Source organism: Kitasatospora sp. NPDC098652 (assembly GCF_044760155.1).
Lineage (GTDB): Bacteria > Actinomycetota > Actinomycetes > Streptomycetales > Streptomycetaceae > Kitasatospora.
This window is the reverse complement of record NZ_JBIWAQ010000012.1, coordinates 146563-162033: the sequence shown is the minus strand read 5'-3', so window position 1 is coordinate 162033 and position 15471 is coordinate 146563. Positions and strand designations below refer to the sequence as shown.

Below are 15471 nucleotides of genomic sequence, written 5' to 3'. Positions count from 1 at the left end.
CCCGGTCGCCGCGGTTCACCAGCCGGAGGCCTCGCGGAGCATGGTGCGCCGGAGCCGGCCGGCGACGCTGGCGGTGTCGGTGCCGATGACGTCGGCGATCTCGGGGGCGGCGAGGCCGACGACGTAGTGCAGGATCGCCAGGTCGTCGTCGGCGGGGTGGCGGTCGGGGACGGGGGTCTCCTGCGGGGTGTGTTCGGCGACGGTGCCGCGCAGGATCTGCCAGGCGAGCGCGGTCGGGTTGGGGCTGGTGAGCAACTCCCGCCACTGAACGGCGATTTCGGCGAACGCCTGCTGGACGGCGGTGGCCGCGTCGGCGTGCTCGGTCAGCCACACCCGGGCGTAGCTGAGGTACCGGGGGCGGTGGAGTTCGCAGAAGGCCGCGAACTCCAGCGGTACGTCCTCCGGTTCGCCGGACCCCGGGGGTGGCTCGGCGGCGCTCGTGTGACGGTTGGTCATCTCGTCTTCTCGGAAGGGGAGATGGGTTTCTGATGGTCGATCATCTGTGCTCACTCTACGGTAGGCCCTCGGTGCGCTGGGTGACCAATCCGATGGAATGCCTGGAACCCGCTGCGGCGCGTCCGGATCCGGTGACGGGCGGTGCGGCGCGGCGGCGGTACTGTCGGTGGAGGCCGGTGGCGGGCCGATCGAGGGCCGGTGGTGGGTCGACCGGGGCCGCCGGGGCCCGGTCGGGAGGGAGTGCTGCACAGTGCTGCGGGGGACGTGGGTGCGAGCGTGTCGTAGCTGGTCAGGTGGTACGGGACGGCAGGGGTCGCACGGCAGTTGAGGTGCCACCGTAGGGCCTGCCGGGTCCGGCGTCCACGCCCAGGGCGCGAAGCCGGGACCGCACAACCGTCTGCGCAACCGCACTCACGACGGGGGGTTGCGCCGGGCCGGGTGGCGGCGGGTGCGTCGAAAGCGCCCCGGCGGCCTGCGGCGACCGGGGCGCGGATCGGGGCGGGGAGGTGCCGCCCGGTCAGGGGTTCGGTCGGGCCTCCGTGGGGGCGGTCAGGTCGTCGGCGGTGTTGCCGCGCTCGACCTGGGCGGGGAAGGACTCGACGGCCCGGCGCCGGGCCAGCTGGGCGGCCGTCGCGGCCGCTGCCGCGGCAGCAGCGGCCGCGCCGGCGGCGGCCGCCTCGCGCTCGCACCGGTGGGTGCCGGGCGCGGCGGTGGCGTGCGCGGAGGTGGCGTGCGCGGCCGAGGGGTGACCGGCTGCGGCGTGCGCGGCCGAGGGGTGACCGGCTGCGGCGTGTGCGCCCGCCGGATGCCCGCCGACCTGGTGTCCGTTGGCCTGATGTCCGTTCGCCGGGTGTCCGCCTGCCGGATGCCCGTTCGCCGCGTGGCCGACGGCGTGCTGCCCGGCGGCGTGCGCCCCTCCGGCGTGCGTCGCGCCCGTGCGCGCCCCCGCCGCCCGTCGTCGGCGCCCGAGCTCGACCCGCTCGGCGTGTTCCTCGGCCGCCTGTCTAGCGGCCAGGTAGGCCTGGACGGCGGCCATGCCGTAGACCGGCTGGATGAGCTGGTGGCCCTTGAAGAAGGGTCTGGCCGGGGCGAACCCGGCGGCGACCACGAGGTCGCGGATCTCTGCTATCTCGGCCTCGCTCCGGGCGGTGAAGCGGACCTCCCAGCCCTTCTTGTACGTATGGCCCTTCTCGCCGCTGCGGCGGGCCGGATCCGGGCGGCGGACGTACCCGGGCAGACGGCCGAGGCGGAGCTGGGCCGCGCGGAGGCCGGCGGTCTCGTCACGTGACATGACGTAAGCCTAGGCAATCCCGGAAGCGCGTTTGACGCCCCGGGGGTCCCTCGCCGTATGCCCTTGATCACTCTGGGTCAGACGGCCAGGTGGGTGATCCTTTTCGATCAAACCCGATAGCCATATGAACGTCATTTACTCCAAATGAGTGAGGGTATGAGGACTTTAGTGCAGGCTGGTCCCGGTTTCGCGACGGTTGAGTAACAGTGCGTCAGGCAGTGGCACGGGGGGCGTGGCGGTTGGGGATGGTGGGCGCATGAGCGAACGTAGTGAGCGATTCGTCGAGGGGCGCGCATGAACTACCGGATCCCCTCGCCGCCGCCGTCCCTGGAGGAGCTGGCGAAGCGTCAGCAGAACGTCGTCACCGCGAGCCAGCTGCGCGCCCGGGGCGTGCCGGCCCGGGTCATCACCGAGCACTGCCGCCACGGCGGCCCCTGGCAGCGGCTGCTGCCCAGGGTCTACCTGCTCCAGTCCGGCGAGCCCACCCCGGAGCAGCGGATGTGGGCCGCGCTGCTGTACGCGGCGCAGAACGGTCGGGAGGAGGGCCGCCGGGAGGGCGCGGTGATCACCGGGGCGGCCGCGCTGGCGCTGTACGGCTTCGCCGCCGTGCCCCGGCTGCCCGCGGTGACCGGGGTGGACGTCCTGGTGCCCCGCCAGCGTCGGCTCAAGGACGCCGGCGAGGTGCGGATCCGGCGCACCGAACGGGAGTTGGTGGCCCGCTCGGTGCACGGCCTGGCCTGCGCGCCGGTGGCCCGGGCGGTCTCCGACGCGCTGGTCGAGTGGACGGCGGACGGGCTCCCGGTGGACGCCCCGGTGCCGGTGCGCGAGGTGCTCCGGGAGGCCGTCGCCCGCCCGGAGAACCGTTGCACGGTACGGGAGTTGGCCGCCGAGCTGATCGAGTCGGGGCTGACCGGGGAGCCCCGGGTGCGCGCCGCGCTGGACGAACTCCTCGCCGCCGAACGGGACTTCGTGCTGGAGCAGGTCGACCGGCTGGTGGACGAGTGGCTGCTGCCCGCCCCGCTGGTCGCCCCGGAGCTGCGGATGCGCGGCGGCACCTACATCGGTGTCCCGGACCTCTACTGGCCGGAGCAGGGCGTCGCGGTGGAGGTGGACTCGGACCTGCGCTGTGTCAGCGAGGGCGAGGCCGCCTGGGTGCGCGGCGGCCAGCACCGGATGGAGTACCTGGGGATCCGGGTGGTGTACGTCTCCGGCGCCCGGCTGGCCGCGGATCCGGAGGCGGTCGGCGGCGAGCTGCGCGAGGCCTACCGGGCGGGCGGGACGGACGTGGTGGAGCTGATGGTGGTCTGAGCACCGGCCGCGCACCCGGCCCCCTGGGCCCCGATCGGGCCCGGGCCGGGCCCAGCGGCCGGGCTCAGTACGCCGGGCCCAGTACGCCCGGTTCAGTACGCCCGCCTCACGCCGGCCGGACCACCGGCACGCCGACCAGCTCGACCCCGGCCGCCTCCAGCTCCGCCAGCGCCGCGGCGGTGGTCTCCGGCGCCACCCCGGCGGTGAGGTCGAGCAGCACCCGGGTGGTGAAACCGGCCCGGGCGGCGTCCAGGGCGGTGGCCCGGACGCAGTGGTCGGTGGCGATGCCGACCACGTCGATCTCGTCGACCTGCCGTTCGCGCAGCCACTCCACCGGGCCGCGGTTGTTCTCGTCCAGCCCCTCGAAGCCGCTGTAGGCCGCCGAGTAGGCGCCCTTGTCGAAGACCGCCTCGACCGCGCCGGAGATCACCGCGGGCGCGAAGTTGGGGTGGAAGCCCACGCCTTCGGTCCCGGCCACGCAGTGCACCGGCCAGCTGGAGACGTAGTCCGGCTCGGCGGAGAAGTGCGCGCCCGGGTCGATGTGGTGGTCGCGGGTGGCGAGGATGTGGTGGTAGCCGGCGGAGGACTCGGCGATCAGGTCGGTGATGGCGGCGGCCACCTCGGCGCCGCCCGCGACGGCCAGGCTGCCGCCCTCGCAGAAGTCGTTCTGCACGTCGACGACGATCAGTGCCCGGTGCATGGCTCGCATCCTCGGATGTGGGGGCGGGTGCGCCCCGGTGGCGGGTTCCTCGCGAACGCCGGACGGCCGGGGAGGAACTCCAGGGGAACTCTACGGCTGACTCTAGGGAGTGGCGCGCGGCGGCGGAAGGCTTGGGGCCCGTCTTCGGGCTCCGGCCCACGGGCCGGAGCCCGAAGACGGGCAGTCGATCAGCTCGGGCAGCCGATCAGGTCGGTCGGTCGATCAGCTCGGTGGGGATGACCGGGTCGCCCTTGGACAGCTGGGTGGCCGACAGGGGCAGCGCGGCCCGGGCCCGGACGTGCCGGTCGCGGGCGGCGGTCAGCGGCTCGCGGCCGACGGTCTCGCCGGCCAGCACCAGCGGCACCTGGACGAGGTGGGGCCGCAGTTCCTCCGGGACCGGTCCGGTACCGACCACCTCGGCCTCGGCGACGCCCTCGGCGTCGGGTCGGCGGGCGGCCCACTTGCGGCCGCCGATGCTGGTCTTGCCGCCGGCCGCGCGCTTGGCGACCGGGACGAGCGGGCCGTCCGGGGTCCGGGCGCGGGCGACCAGCTTGTAGACCATGGCGCAGGTCGGGTGGCCGCTGCCGGTGACCAGGCTGGTGCCGACCCCGTAGCCGTCCACCGGGGCGGCGGCGAGGGCGGCGATGGCGTACTCGTCGAGGTCCGAGGTGACGATGATCCGGGTCTTCTCGGCGCCGAGCTCGTCGAGCTGACGGCGGACCCGGTGGGCGGCCAGGATGAGGTCGCCGGAGTCGATCCGGACCGCGCCGAGTTCGGGCCCGGCCACCTCGACGGCGGTGCGGACGGCCTCGTGCAGGTCGAAGGTGTCGATCAGCAGGGTGGTGCCCCGGCCCATCGACTCGATCTGGGCCCGGAAGGCGTCGCGTTCGCTGTCGTGCACCAGGGTGAAGGCGTGTGCGGAGGTGCCGGTGGTGGGGATGCCGTGCAGGTAGCCCGCCTCCAGGTCCGAGGTGGCGGCGAAGCCGGCCACGTAGGCGGCCCGGGCGGCGGCGACGGCGGCCTGCTCGTGGGCCCGGCGGGCGCCCAGTTCGATCACCGGTCGGCCGCCGGCCGCGGCGGTCATCCGGGAGGCGGCCGCCGCGACGGCGGAGTCGAAGTTGAGGATGGAGAGGATGACCGTCTCCAGGATCACCGTCTCGGCGAAGCTGCCCTCGACGGTGAGCAGCGGCGAGCCGGGGAAGTAGACCTCGCCCTCGGGGTAGCCGTGGATGTCGCCGCGGAAGCGGTAGTCGGCCAGGAACCGCAGGGTGTCCTCGTCCACGACGCCCTGCTCGGACAGCCAGTCCAGCTGGGCGGTGTCGAAGCGGAAGTTCTCGACGGCGTCCAGCACCCGGCCGGTGCCGGCCATCACGCCGTAGCGGCGGCCGCTGGGGAGGCGTCGGGTGAACACCTCGAAGACGGAGCGGCGGTGCGCGGCCCCGCTGCGCAGGGCGGCCTGCAGCATGGTGAGCTCGTAGCGGTCGGTGAGCAGCGCGGTCGAGCCGGCCGCGCGCACTGATGTGGCGTCCATGAGGATGATGCTACTACCACTTAGCGTCAGAGTGACGATTTCTCTCGACCCGACCCGGGGCGGAATCGCCCGGGTGTCCCCCGGATGGCAGCATGGGGCGTGAGGAGTCACGGACGAGTGTGCAACGAGGAGGCCTGCCGGTGAGTGTCGCGCCCGTGGAGATCGAGCGCCCGGAGGTCGAAGGACAGCCGGTGACGGAGCCGGACACGCCCTGGGTGACCATCGTGCACAACGACCCGGTCAACCTCATGAGCTACGTCCAGTACGTCTTCCAGGCCTACTTCGGCTACCCGAAGGACAAGGCCCGGAAGCTGATGATGGACGTGCACACCAAGGGTCGGGCAGTGGTCTCCAGCGGCTCCCGCGAGGAGATGGAGCGGGACGTCCAGGCGATGCACGGCTACGGCCTGTGGGCGACGCTGCAGCACGACTGACCTCCCCTCCGGCGCCCGACCGACCGGGCGACCGACTGACCGCCCGCCTCCCCGGCGGTGCGGCCGAAGACGACGAAGACGGGCTGACCGATACAGATGGCTGGGTTGTTCGAGAGCACCGGCGATGGTGGCGCGGCGATCGCGCTGGACGAGGTGGAGGCCTCCATCCTGCGCTCGCTGGAAGTGCAGATGCTGGAGCTGATCGGCCCCGGCCCGGGCGGGGAGAGCGACGATCCGCTGGCGGCGCTGTTCGCCGAGGGGCCGAGCGAGGCGCCCGCCGACCCGGCGTTGGCCCGGCTGTTCCCGGACGCCTACGGCGACCCGGCCGCGCCGGCCGACACCGAGGCGCAGGCCGCCTCCGCCGAGTTCCGCCGCTACACCGAGCTCGACCTGCGGGCCCGCAAGCGGGACGACGCGCTGGCGGTGGTCCGGTCGCTGGACGGCCTCGGCGGTGGCGGGGTGCTCAAGCTGGCGGCCCCCGACTGCCTGCACTGGCTGGGTGCGCTCAACGACCTGCGGCTGACCCTCGGGGCGCGGCTGGAGATCACCGAGGAGGACGAACAGGGCCTCTACGGACTGCCGGACGGCGACGAGCGCAAGCCGCTGGTGATGGCCTACCTCTGGCTCGGGGCGCTCCAGGAGTCGCTGCTGGAGGCGATCACCGACTGACCGTGGAAAGGCGATCGCCGCCTGGCCGTGGAGAGGCGATCGCCGACCGACCGTGGAGCGATTTCCTCCGCTCCGCCCGGCGATCCTGCCCGCTTTCGGGCAAGCCCCGGCCGTTCCGTCCAGTATGTGGACGAGCGGCCGGGGCATTTTCGCATAAATCGGGCAAAACCTAGCAGGGCATGCTCAAATATCGCTCAGATGAACACCGGTATCCGGATCGGGCGTGGTACGACTTCTCCCCACAAACGAGACCCACCAGGACGGGTGACCATGGCCGAGCAGATCTACGACCAGGTGGTCGACGGGAAACCGGACGAAGAGGGCTACGAGCGGGGGCTCGGCAGCCGCCAGATCCAGATGATCGCGATCGGCGGCGCGATCGGCACCGGCCTCTTCCTCGGCGCCGGCACCGCGATCTCCAAGTCCGGGCCGAGCCTGATCCTCTCCTACGCGGTGGCCGGCCTGGTGATCTTCGTGATCATGCGCGCCCTCGGCGAACTGCTCACCTACCGCCCGGTCTCCGGCAGTTTCGCCGAGTACGCCCGGGAGTTCCTCGGCCCCTTCGCGGGCTACGTCACCGGCTGGACGTACTGGCTGTTCTGGGTCGTCACCGGCATGGCCGAGACCACCGCCGCCGCCGTGTACGTCAAGTTCTGGGCGCCCGACATCCCGCAGTGGGCCAGCGCGTTGACCTTCCTGGTCATCCTCTACGCGGCCAACCTGATCTCGGTGAAGCTGTTCGGCGAGATCGAGTTCTGGTTCTCCATGGTCAAGGTCACCGCCATCATCGGCATGATCCTGATCGGCATCGGCGTGCTCACCCTGGGGTTCAGCAAGGCCGGTGACACCGCGTCGATCACCCACCTGTGGCAGGACGGCGGCTTCTTCCCCAAGGGCATCGGCGCCACCGTGATGACCCTGCAGATCGTCATGTTCGCCTATCTGGGCGTCGAACTCGTCGGCGTCACCGCGGGCGAGAGCGAGAACCCCGAGAAGACCCTGCCGCGCGCCATCAACACCCTGCCCTGGCGCATCGCGCTGTTCTACATCGGCGCCCTGGTGGTCATCCTCTCGCTGGTGCCGTGGCGGGAGTTCCAGCCCGGCGTCAGCCCGTTCGTCGCCGCCTTCGGCAAGATCGGCATCCCCGCCGCGGCCGGCATCATCAACTTCGTGGTGCTCACCGCGGCGCTGTCCTCCTGCAACTCCGGGATGTACTCCACCGGCCGGATGCTGCGCGACCTCGCCCTGCGCGGCCAGGCCCCCGGTCAGCTCACCAAGCTCAACAGCCGCCGCACCCCGGCCTTCGCGATCACCGTCTCCTGCCTGCTGATGGGCGCCGGCGTGGTGCTCAACTACCTCGTCCCGGCACGGGCGTTCGAGTACATCACCTCGGTCGCCACGGTCTGCGGGCTGTGGACCTGGGCGATGATCCTGATCTCCCAGATCCGCTACCGCAAGGCCTGGCAGGCCGGCCACCTGCCGCCGCCCACCTTCAAGGCCCCCGGCGGCGCCTGGGCCAGCTGGGCCGCCCTCGCCTTCCTCGCCATGGTCGTGGTGCTGATCGCCCTGGACGCCGACAACCGGATCTCGCTGTACGTCTTCCCCGGCTGGGCGCTGGTGCTGGTGATCGGCTACCAGGTGCTCAAGCGCCGCAACCCGGAGTCCGTCCACGGCGTCGCCCACGACCACCTGCACGCCCGCAACGGCGGCTGACACCCCCGGCACGGCCGGGCGTCCGCGGGCCCGCGACCGGGTGGCGGACACCCGGCGACCGGGCCTCGGACGCCCCGGCGGGCATCGGCCGGGGCGTGGCATCCTGACCGACATGCTGACCATCACCCGAGAAATCCGCGACCGGATCGTGGCCCACGCCCGCGCCGACCACCCGGACGAGGCCTGCGGCGTGGTCGCCGGACCGGCCGGCAGCGGCCGGCCCGAGCGGTTCATCCCGATGCTCAACGCGGCCCGCTCGCCCACCTTCTACGAGTTCGACTCGGGCGACCTGCTCAAGCTCTACCGCGAGATGGACGACCTGGACGAGGAGCCGGTGATCGTCTACCACTCGCACACCGCCACCGAGGCCTACCCCTCCCGCACCGACGTGAGCTACGCCTCCGAGCCGTTCGCCCACTACGTCCTCGTCTCCACCGCCGAGGGAACCGCCGAGGACGACCCCTACCAGTTCCGCTCGTTCCGCATCGTGGACGGCGAGATCACAGAGGAAGACGTCCAGGTCGTCGAGGCCTACCCGGCCTGACCGGCACCCACCTGGACCCGGCCCGCCGACCCGCCCCGAGCGGTCGGCGGGCCCCTGTCGTCCCCGAGGAATCTCAGCATAGGAAACGAAAGCATCCGGATCGCGGGACGGGCATGTCGGAGCGGGCCCGGGAATCTATACGATGAGCCCATGCGTTCCGTCGATGTGAGCAACCAGGCCCCGGGCACCCGCCTCGTGGCGCGCCTGCACATCGACCTGTGCCGGCACGCCGGTGCGATCTGTCCCGGCACGCCCGCGCGCTCGCGCTGAGAGCCGCCCCGCCCCACCCGGGCCCCGCCGCCTCCCCGGCGACGCCGAGCCCCGGGCACCCTCCGCCCCGCCGCGCCCGCTGCGGCCCACCCACCTCACACGACTCGCACAGGAGCGCACCCATGGCCATCGAGGTCCGCATCCCGACCATCCTCCGCACCTACACCGACGGCGCCAAGGCCGTCGAGGGCAACGGCAGCAACCTCGCGGAACTCTTCACCGACCTCGACGCCCGCCACCCGGGCATCGCCGCCCGCCTGGTCGACGGCGGCGAACTGCGCCGCTTCGTCAACGTCTACCTGAACGACGAGGACGTCCGCTTCCTGGAGGGCATCTCCACCGCCCTCGCCGACGGCGACAGCGTCACCATCCTGCCCGCCGTGGCCGGCGGCGCCCGCTGACCTCCCGGTTCCCCCGGCGCTGCCCCCGCCCCTGCCCGTTACGGGTCCGGGGTCGGGGTCGGGGCCGGGGGAACCGCCCCACTTCACCCTCACCGCCGTGGCCGGAGGCCTCCCTTGCGATACGACAGTCCGCTCGAAGCCGTCGGCAACACCCCGCTGGTCCGCCTGCCGCGGCTGTCCGCCGCCGTCCCCGGCAACGACGGCGGCCTGGTGACCCTCTGGGCCAAGCTGGAGGACCGCAACCCCACCGGCTCCATCAAGGACCGCCCGGCGCTGCACATGATCGAGCGCGCCGAGGCCGCCGGCCGGCTCACCCCCGGCTGCACCATCCTGGAGCCCACCAGCGGCAACACCGGCATCTCGCTCGCCATGGCCGCCAAGCTCAAGGGCTACCGGATGGTCTGCGTGATGCCCGAGAACACCAGCGAGGAACGGCGCGAACTGCTCCGGATGTGGGGCGCCGAGATCATCGCCTCCCCGGCCGCCGGCGGCTCCAACACCGCCGTGCGGATCGCCAAGGAGATCGCCGCCGAGCACCCCGACTGGGTGATGCTCTACCAGTACGGCAACCCCGACAACGCGGGCGCCCACTACGCCACCACCGGCCCCGAGATCCTCGCCGACCTCCCCACCGTCACCCACTTCGTGGCCGGCCTCGGCACCACCGGCACCCTGATGGGCGTCGGCCGCTACCTGCGGGAGAAGGTCCCCGGCGTGCGGATCGTCGCCGCCGAACCGCGCTACGACGACCTGGTGTACGGGCTGCGCAACCTCGACGAGGGCTTCGTCCCCGAGCTGTACGACGCCGAGGTGCTCACCACCCGCTTCTCGGTCGGCTCCGCCGACGCCGTCCGCCGCACCCGCGAACTCCTCCAGCAGGAGGGCATCTTCGCGGGCGTGTCCACCGGCGCCATCCTGCACGCCGCGATCGGCGTCGGCCGCAAGGCGGCGGCCGCCGGGGAGCGCGCGGACGTCGTCTTCGTGGTCGCGGACGGCGGCTGGAAGTACCTCTCCACCGGCATCTACACCGCCGAGTCCACCGAGGCGGCCGTCGAGGCGCTGCAGGGCCAGCTCTGGGCCTAGCCGCAATGCCACTGACTTAACCGCACCCACAAGCCGTTGATCTGCGGTGATGGCGATGCCAAAAGGCTCTGGTGGGCCGCAAAGTCAGGGCATTGCGGCTAGCCGTCAAAGTCCGGCCTAGGGTGGGGCACCCCCCTAATGACCTGAGGACCCCCAGGACCACTTCGTCCTGAGACGATCAGTCAGTGAGGAGTCTCTGTTGTTGTGGGGGGCATCAGGCAGGGGGTGTTGACCTGGAAGAGAAGAAGTCCTCCGGTTGTGGTCCCGACGCTGACGAGGTATCGGCTCGACGCTTGGGTGGCGTCGAGGACTGTGTCCACCTTGCCGTTGGTGGTCTCCCGGTAGCCGTCGACTTTGAAGCCCTGTTGTTCGAGCATCGCGCGGACCTTGCGGACGGCCTCCGGGTGCTGTTCGAGCGGGGCGGAGCTGTAGACCGCGTACGACATCGTGTACCGGCCGTCCTTGGCGACCTCGTCGTGTTTGCCGACGCAGACGTTGAAGAACGGTTCCGCGCTGCCGGGGGTGAGGGTGACTCCGGCGGCCTGCGCCATGTATTCGGTCATGTGTTTGGCCCAGTCCTGGGCGTCCTGCCGGGCCTTGACGGGGATGGGATCGTTGGGGCCGGGCGTGGACATGCATCCTCCGAGGATCAGGGGCAGGCAGAGCGCTATCGCGGCAGCGCCGAGGCGTCGGGCTCCGACGCGGCGTGCGGCTAGTCGTGGAAGGGGGAACGGCACAGTGAAGTTCCTTGCGGCCGGGACGGGGTGAACAACCGGAACAGCCGGGCTGGCCGTGGCCGGTCCGACTCGGGTGATCACGGGGAAGGCGGGCCGTACTCCTTGGGAACCGTGGTCGGCGCCTTCCCGACAATGATGCGGCCCTGGTTCAACAGGCTTTGACTGGGCGTGCCATCTGCCCTCGGGTCCCAATAACCGCTGTGTCCGGAGGTGTCGGTCACAAAGTTGTTCCCACCGAACCGGTCAAGCATCGGGTCTTCGCCGAGGGTGAGGCCGGCGGCGAGCGAGATGTTGTCGTCCGTCGCCCTGCCGGTCCAGAAGTGGCTCGGGTCGATGTGGAGCTGGTCGGCGCGCTGGACGGTCATTCCGGGACTCGCGATGGCAACGATGTCGTCGGCGCCCAGTCCGTTCCCACCTGCCGCGGCCGCGCCGACAACCGTCGTCCCGTAGCTGTGACCGAAGACCGAGAGGTGAGAGTGGTGGTCGCCCTGGGCGACCCGAGTGCCCTGGGTGAACCGACGCAAAGCCTCAGCCCCACCCTCGGCCCGGCCGGTGTCGGCGACGTCGAAGTCTGCCGTTTGCATGACCGGGATCTGGGGGGCGTCGTAATCTTGCCAGTAGACCACCGACACCTTCTGATTTGTCCCCTTCGACCACTGCTTCGCGGCCTCCTGCATACTGCTGACACGTGCGAGGTTCCCGCCCGTACTGTCGATCGTCGTTCCCGTCCCCGGCACCAGGACGGCGGTGTGGTCGGCGGTGTCGGGGTTCCCCATGGCGATGACCGTCTTACCGTGACCGTCGTTGGCCTTGGGATCAAACCCGAGTAGGAACAACTGCTTGTCCTCGGCTGCGCTGTCGTGCTCGGCGAGCTGATCCTTGAGCGTAATCAGATTGTGTTCGCGGGCGTTGTACTCCCCGGCCGTCATGCCGCTTCCGCGCGCGTTGCCGGCCTGCATAGAGTCCAACTCCTGGTCGAGAGCGAGCCGGTTCGCCTCGTCCCGGGCGGTAGCGGGCAGGCCGTCCAGCTGTCCGATCCGGTCGGGATAGAGCGCGAGGTAACTGCTTTGCTGCTCCGGGGTCAGCGACTTCCACCAGTCGGCGGACTTCTGCGGGTCCTTGTTGTCAGGGACGTACGGATCGGTGAGCCCGAGATCTTTCGCCACGTCCTTCACGTCCGCGGCGGTCTCGCCGACGGAGCCGAACACCCGAATGCGGGTCAGGATGTCGGCGTCGAGGCGGCTGAGGGCATGCTCGCCCTTGTCGTTCGCCTCTTTCGCATCGGCCAGCGCCTTGTTGATCCGCTCCTGGGCATCTGTACACAGGGTGGCCAGTGCCTTGCGTTCGGGGTCAGATCTGGCCTCAGGGTCATTCTGCTCGCTCTTGCTCAGCGGTGGCAGACTCACCGTTCCGTCGGAGCCGACGGTGAGGCCCCACTCCTCGGCGCGGTGAACGGCGTTCTTCAGATTGGTCTGTGCCTGATAGATCCGGTCGGCGACAGTGTCGAGGGCGAGCGCGACGGTGGCGGACTCGACTCGCACGATCTCTAGGATCTGTTCGGTCCGGCCCAAGGTGGAGAACGCCTGTTTCGCGTCGTCTCCATCCCAGTGCGATTGCCGCAGCGGTCCGTTGACCTGGTTGCGGTGCCTGTTGTCGGCGGACTGGGCTCCGCTGGACAATGCGCGCCACGCCTTGGCAGCGTCATGCAGCCCGGCGGGGTCGAAGCTGAGCAGCAGCTCGTAGAGGTTGCTCATTGGCCCGGCTTCTCCCACGCCTCGCCGATCTTGTGCTTCCGCCAGACGTCGACGTTGGCGTGCTCGTTGTTCCTGTAGGCCTGCGCCGTGGCGGTGAGGTTGTCGGCCGTCTTCTTGAGGCGGTCGCCGACACCCTCCAGCACGGGCGCCCAGCCACTCGCCACCTGACCGAGTCGCGTGGCCACCGACCAACCCGTCAGCCCACTGACAGCCGTCTGGCTGGCAGTGGCGACCGCCTGACAAGGCTTCGCGAAGTCCTCGGCGATGGCCCGCGCCATACCCGCGGATATGTAGATCTCACCCGGATCAACCTTGAGATCGCCCACTGCTTTTCCCCTCCCGACAACCTTCGGTCAGAGGGAAACCTATTTCGGTGATCGGCCGATCTCTATCCGCTTAGATACTCATCCGATATCAGATGATTAGTCTCGTTCTAGTCAAACAAGGCCTTTGTCCTGCTTCTGAAGTGCGCCAGCCCTGTGTCGTCCACGTTCTGTCCCGGCGTGCGCTGTCTCCGGGCACCCGTCGCGATCGACCTACGCGTTCACCGAGATCGGCATCGGCCGCCCTCGACCGCGGCTGTGATGCCAGTGAAACTGCCGTGGCGAGACTGAAGAGTGGCTACCTGTCAGACGAGGCTCAACGATGCCCAACTTGGCCGGCGATTTGACGACCGGCGTGGATGCGCTGCCAGCGGCTCGGCGGACTCTTGAGCAGATGGCGATCGAGCAGCCGATACCCGATGAGCTGACCGTAGAGGACATCGTCCTGGTCGAACGGGACGCCTGGACTCGAATCCGCGAGTCCGGAAGTGTCTTGGAGGCGCCAGGACATCGGATCTACGCATTGCCCTTTCTTGGCCCGGTGCCTACATCCGGGCTGGCCGCACCCAAGCTGCTCAGAGTCGAATCGAGAACCACGTTCGCGAAACAGACCGGCACCTGTGCTTCCTCGTGGACGGCTGGGTGAGTAACTGATCGTTTCAGAATGTCGAGCAGGTCGGCAGCCTCGGCAATCGGGCGGCGACTGCCTGGACTGCTGCGTCAGAATGTGGTGGTGAACGTAAAACCCGGGTCTTAACGTGATGGTCGTGACATTGGGCCGAACTCTCCAGGCCCTACGCCGCCACGCTCAGGGATACCGCGCATGAGTAGGGTCGATGAGGGCTGTTGCTGGTACTGCCGACGCCCCTCCGCAAGCGTGCCCGAGCAGGTCGTCCGGGACGGACGGTTCTACTGGAGAGACAGCCGGATTTGCTACGAGTGCTCGGACGAGGGCTTTGAGGGAATGGGGCCGGCATGGCTTCGGGATGCTGTCCTGTGGGCCACGGGGGCGCTGTGCTTAGCGTTGTTGCCGAGGAACCCGCCTGGGTCCATGTGCTTCGTATCCTCCGCCAGACCTATAGCGGGACGGTTGCCGAGGCTACCGGAATGCTGCGTGACCTACTCGGACCAGGCCTACGGGTCACTCCGGCAGAGGCTGAAATCCTGACCGCCGAATTCTCTGTTCTGGGGCTCCTCACGAGTGCGATACGGCCGTGCTGATCGCTTCAGGGAGACCTCTGTGGAGTCGACGCAAGCAGATGATGCTGCAGGCAAGTTCGAGCAGCCCTTGGTGGAGGTCGGCTCGACGTTCGTAGCGGATGCGGAGCCGTGGAGTCAGGTATTCTGAAACGATCAGTTAGTGACCTGAGAGCGCCCGCTGGGCCCGGGACCAGACCTGGCGGTCCACGGTGCCGGCCCGGCGGCGGAAGGCCGAGAGCGGCACCTCGCGCAGCTCGTCGGTCTCCAGCCAGCTGGTCCGGCCCTGCCGGTCGCCCACCGAACCGGGCGGCAGCGGCAGCACGCCCGGGCGCTCGGCGTGGTGCTTGCTGGTGATCTTCGCGACGGTGGCGGTCCGGCCGTGCACCCGCAGCACCAGGCAGGGGCGGTCCTTGGCGCCCGGGCCGTCCTCGAACGGCACCTCGGCCCACCAGATCTCCTGCGGCTCCGGCCCGGCCCCGGCCCCGGTGCGCGGACGCGGCCGCGGGCGGGTCGGCGCGGTCGGCCGGGACGCCGGGCGGGTGCGCCTGACCAGCGCCGCCGCGACGGCGGCCAGCACGGCGACGCCCGCCAGCAGGACAACGATCCAGATGCCAGTCATGCCGCGAACCGTACCGGGCCGCCGGTGAACGCCACCACCGTGGCGGCCGTGACAGTTGAGCATTTGTCCGTACGTTGCTCCCGGTTCGTCACGGATCCGCCACGACGCCCGTTCTGCGGCCTGCGTCCCGGTGCCGTCCGGAGAGGCTGCCCCACGAACGTCCGCCCCCGTCCCCCCGGAGGTGCCTTCGTGAACAGCGACGCACTGTGGTCGTACGCCGAGATCGCCCGGCACATCAACGTCCAGCCCGAGACCGTCCGCAACTACCGGCGGCACGGCCTGCTGCCCGAGCCGGACGTGATCGACGGCAGCGGACACCCCCGCTGGTACCCCGAGACCATCCGCACCTGGGCCCGCAACCGCCCCCGGCACCGCTGATTCCGCACCGCGGCCCCCGCCCCGGCGGTCTGGGTGATTCCAGCCACAGCCCGGCACGGG

General features: G+C 70.6%; 18 protein-coding genes. 10 read left to right on the top strand and 8 right to left on the bottom strand.

Annotation, left to right across the window (positions count from 1 at the left end):
* Positions 1–15: 15 nt before the first annotated feature.
* Both ACIQWA_RS25200 and ACIQWA_RS25195 read right to left on the bottom strand, forming a co-directional pair.
* Positions 16–456, bottom strand: coding sequence for a hypothetical protein (locus tag ACIQWA_RS25200; RefSeq protein ID WP_360238986.1), 441 nt, complete (start codon positions 454–456; stop codon positions 16–18).
* Positions 457–973: 517 nt separating this feature from the next.
* On the bottom strand, positions 974–1747 hold the full coding sequence (locus tag ACIQWA_RS25195) for a hypothetical protein (protein ID WP_402486048.1): 774 nt from the start codon (positions 1745–1747) through the stop codon (positions 974–976).
* Positions 1748–2041: 294 nt separating this feature from the next.
* On the opposite strand from ACIQWA_RS25195, the gene ACIQWA_RS25190 reads away from it, so the two are divergent.
* The gene (locus ACIQWA_RS25190) at positions 2042–3055 is read left to right on the top strand and encodes a hypothetical protein (protein WP_402486046.1); all 1014 of its coding nucleotides are present in this window, start codon (positions 2042–2044) and stop codon (positions 3053–3055) included.
* A gap of 106 nt (positions 3056–3161) precedes the next feature.
* On the opposite strand, the gene ACIQWA_RS25185 is transcribed toward ACIQWA_RS25190, so the two are convergent.
* Positions 3162–3755, bottom strand: coding sequence for an isochorismatase family protein (locus tag ACIQWA_RS25185; protein WP_402486043.1), 594 nt, complete (start codon positions 3753–3755; stop codon positions 3162–3164).
* Positions 3756–3960: 205 nt separating this feature from the next.
* Positions 3961–5286 carry a nicotinate phosphoribosyltransferase gene (locus tag ACIQWA_RS25180; protein WP_402486040.1) on the bottom strand — a complete coding sequence of 442 codons (1326 nt, stop codon included), beginning with the start codon at positions 5284–5286 and terminating at the stop codon, positions 3961–3963.
* Positions 5287–5426: 140 nt separating this feature from the next.
* On the opposite strand from ACIQWA_RS25180, the gene clpS reads away from it, so the two are divergent.
* The 7 genes from clpS to ACIQWA_RS25145 all read left to right on the top strand — a co-directional run bounded on the left by clpS (position 5427) and on the right by ACIQWA_RS25145 (position 10400).
* A complete protein-coding gene (gene clpS / locus ACIQWA_RS25175) occupies positions 5427–5720 on the top strand; it encodes an ATP-dependent Clp protease adapter ClpS (RefSeq protein ID WP_030284071.1) in 294 nt (97 codons plus the stop codon).
* A 96-nt stretch (positions 5721–5816) separates the two neighbouring features.
* On the top strand, positions 5817–6389 hold the full coding sequence (locus tag ACIQWA_RS25170; protein WP_402486037.1) for a DUF2017 domain-containing protein: 573 nt from the start codon (positions 5817–5819) through the stop codon (positions 6387–6389).
* Between the two features lie 270 nt (positions 6390–6659).
* Positions 6660–8102, top strand: a complete 1443-nt coding sequence (locus ACIQWA_RS25165) for an amino acid permease (RefSeq protein ID WP_402486035.1) — start codon at positions 6660–6662, stop codon at positions 8100–8102.
* A 112-nt stretch (positions 8103–8214) separates the two neighbouring features.
* Positions 8215–8646 carry a M67 family metallopeptidase gene (locus ACIQWA_RS25160; RefSeq protein ID WP_360238966.1) on the top strand — a complete coding sequence of 144 codons (432 nt, stop codon included), beginning with the start codon at positions 8215–8217 and terminating at the stop codon, positions 8644–8646.
* Between the two features lie 150 nt (positions 8647–8796).
* On the top strand, positions 8797–8916 hold the full coding sequence (locus tag ACIQWA_RS25155; RefSeq protein ID WP_317621128.1) for a putative leader peptide: 120 nt from the start codon (positions 8797–8799) through the stop codon (positions 8914–8916).
* Positions 8917–9038: 122 nt separating this feature from the next.
* Positions 9039–9317 (top strand): MoaD/ThiS family protein, encoded by a 279-nt coding sequence (locus ACIQWA_RS25150; protein ID WP_097237732.1) that lies wholly within the window; start codon positions 9039–9041, stop codon positions 9315–9317.
* A gap of 114 nt (positions 9318–9431) precedes the next feature.
* On the top strand, positions 9432–10400 hold the full coding sequence (locus ACIQWA_RS25145; protein WP_402486031.1) for a PLP-dependent cysteine synthase family protein: 969 nt from the start codon (positions 9432–9434) through the stop codon (positions 10398–10400).
* 182 nt (positions 10401–10582) lie between these two features.
* Here the strand turns inward: ACIQWA_RS25145 and ACIQWA_RS25140 are convergent, their stop codons facing one another.
* The 3 genes from ACIQWA_RS25140 to ACIQWA_RS25130 form a co-directional block, all read right to left on the bottom strand.
* The gene (locus ACIQWA_RS25140; protein ID WP_402486028.1) at positions 10583–11035 is read right to left on the bottom strand and encodes a hypothetical protein; all 453 of its coding nucleotides are present in this window, start codon (positions 11033–11035) and stop codon (positions 10583–10585) included.
* Between the two features lie 179 nt (positions 11036–11214).
* Positions 11215–12891: an alpha/beta hydrolase gene (locus ACIQWA_RS25135; protein WP_402486025.1), complete on the bottom strand. Its 1677-nt coding sequence runs from the start codon at positions 12889–12891 to the stop codon at positions 11215–11217.
* Positions 12888–13217, bottom strand: a complete 330-nt coding sequence (locus ACIQWA_RS25130; RefSeq protein WP_402486022.1) for a hypothetical protein — start codon at positions 13215–13217, stop codon at positions 12888–12890. Before ACIQWA_RS25130 ends, ACIQWA_RS25135 begins: the two co-directional genes overlap by 4 nt.
* A 391-nt stretch (positions 13218–13608) precedes the next feature.
* On the opposite strand from ACIQWA_RS25130, the gene ACIQWA_RS25125 reads away from it, so the two are divergent.
* Positions 13609–13860 carry a hypothetical protein gene (locus tag ACIQWA_RS25125; RefSeq protein WP_402486019.1) on the top strand — a complete coding sequence of 84 codons (252 nt, stop codon included), beginning with the start codon at positions 13609–13611 and terminating at the stop codon, positions 13858–13860.
* A gap of 711 nt (positions 13861–14571) precedes the next feature.
* Here ACIQWA_RS25125 and ACIQWA_RS25120 read toward each other — a convergent pair.
* Complete coding sequence (locus ACIQWA_RS25120; protein ID WP_402486015.1) at positions 14572–15033, bottom strand: type II toxin-antitoxin system PemK/MazF family toxin; 462 nt, start codon at positions 15031–15033, stop codon at positions 14572–14574.
* Positions 15034–15222: 189 nt separating this feature from the next.
* Between ACIQWA_RS25120 and ACIQWA_RS25115 the strand changes: the two genes are divergently transcribed.
* Positions 15223–15411, top strand: coding sequence for a MerR family transcriptional regulator (locus ACIQWA_RS25115; RefSeq protein ID WP_360238957.1), 189 nt, complete (start codon positions 15223–15225; stop codon positions 15409–15411).
* Positions 15412–15471: the final 60 nt, after the last annotated feature.

Excerpts from the sequence above, each read along its gene's own strand:
- ACIQWA_RS25200 (WP_360238986.1), bottom strand. The coding sequence starts at position 456 with ATGACCAACCGTCACACGAGCGCCGCCGAGCCACCCCCGGGGTCCGGC.
- ACIQWA_RS25195 (WP_402486048.1), bottom strand. The coding sequence starts at position 1,747 with ATGTCACGTGACGAGACCGCCGGCCTCCGCGCGGCCCAGCTCCGCCTC.
- ACIQWA_RS25190 (WP_402486046.1), top strand. The coding sequence starts at position 2,042 with ATGAACTACCGGATCCCCTCGCCGCCGCCGTCCCTGGAGGAGCTGGCG.
- ACIQWA_RS25185 (WP_402486043.1), bottom strand. The coding sequence starts at position 3,755 with ATGCACCGGGCACTGATCGTCGTCGACGTGCAGAACGACTTCTGCGAG.
- ACIQWA_RS25180 (WP_402486040.1), bottom strand. The coding sequence starts at position 5,286 with ATGGACGCCACATCAGTGCGCGCGGCCGGCTCGACCGCGCTGCTCACC.
- ACIQWA_RS25170 (WP_402486037.1), top strand. The coding sequence starts at position 5,817 with ATGGCTGGGTTGTTCGAGAGCACCGGCGATGGTGGCGCGGCGATCGCG.
- ACIQWA_RS25165 (WP_402486035.1), top strand. The coding sequence starts at position 6,660 with ATGGCCGAGCAGATCTACGACCAGGTGGTCGACGGGAAACCGGACGAA.
- ACIQWA_RS25160 (WP_360238966.1), top strand. The coding sequence starts at position 8,215 with ATGCTGACCATCACCCGAGAAATCCGCGACCGGATCGTGGCCCACGCC.
- ACIQWA_RS25155 (WP_317621128.1), top strand. The coding sequence starts at position 8,797 with ATGCGTTCCGTCGATGTGAGCAACCAGGCCCCGGGCACCCGCCTCGTG.
- ACIQWA_RS25150 (WP_097237732.1), top strand. The coding sequence starts at position 9,039 with ATGGCCATCGAGGTCCGCATCCCGACCATCCTCCGCACCTACACCGAC.
- ACIQWA_RS25140 (WP_402486028.1), bottom strand. The coding sequence starts at position 11,035 with ATGTCCACGCCCGGCCCCAACGATCCCATCCCCGTCAAGGCCCGGCAG.
- ACIQWA_RS25135 (WP_402486025.1), bottom strand. The coding sequence starts at position 12,891 with ATGAGCAACCTCTACGAGCTGCTGCTCAGCTTCGACCCCGCCGGGCTG.
- ACIQWA_RS25125 (WP_402486019.1), top strand. The coding sequence starts at position 13,609 with ATGGCGATCGAGCAGCCGATACCCGATGAGCTGACCGTAGAGGACATC.
- ACIQWA_RS25120 (WP_402486015.1), bottom strand. The coding sequence starts at position 15,033 with ATGACTGGCATCTGGATCGTTGTCCTGCTGGCGGGCGTCGCCGTGCTG.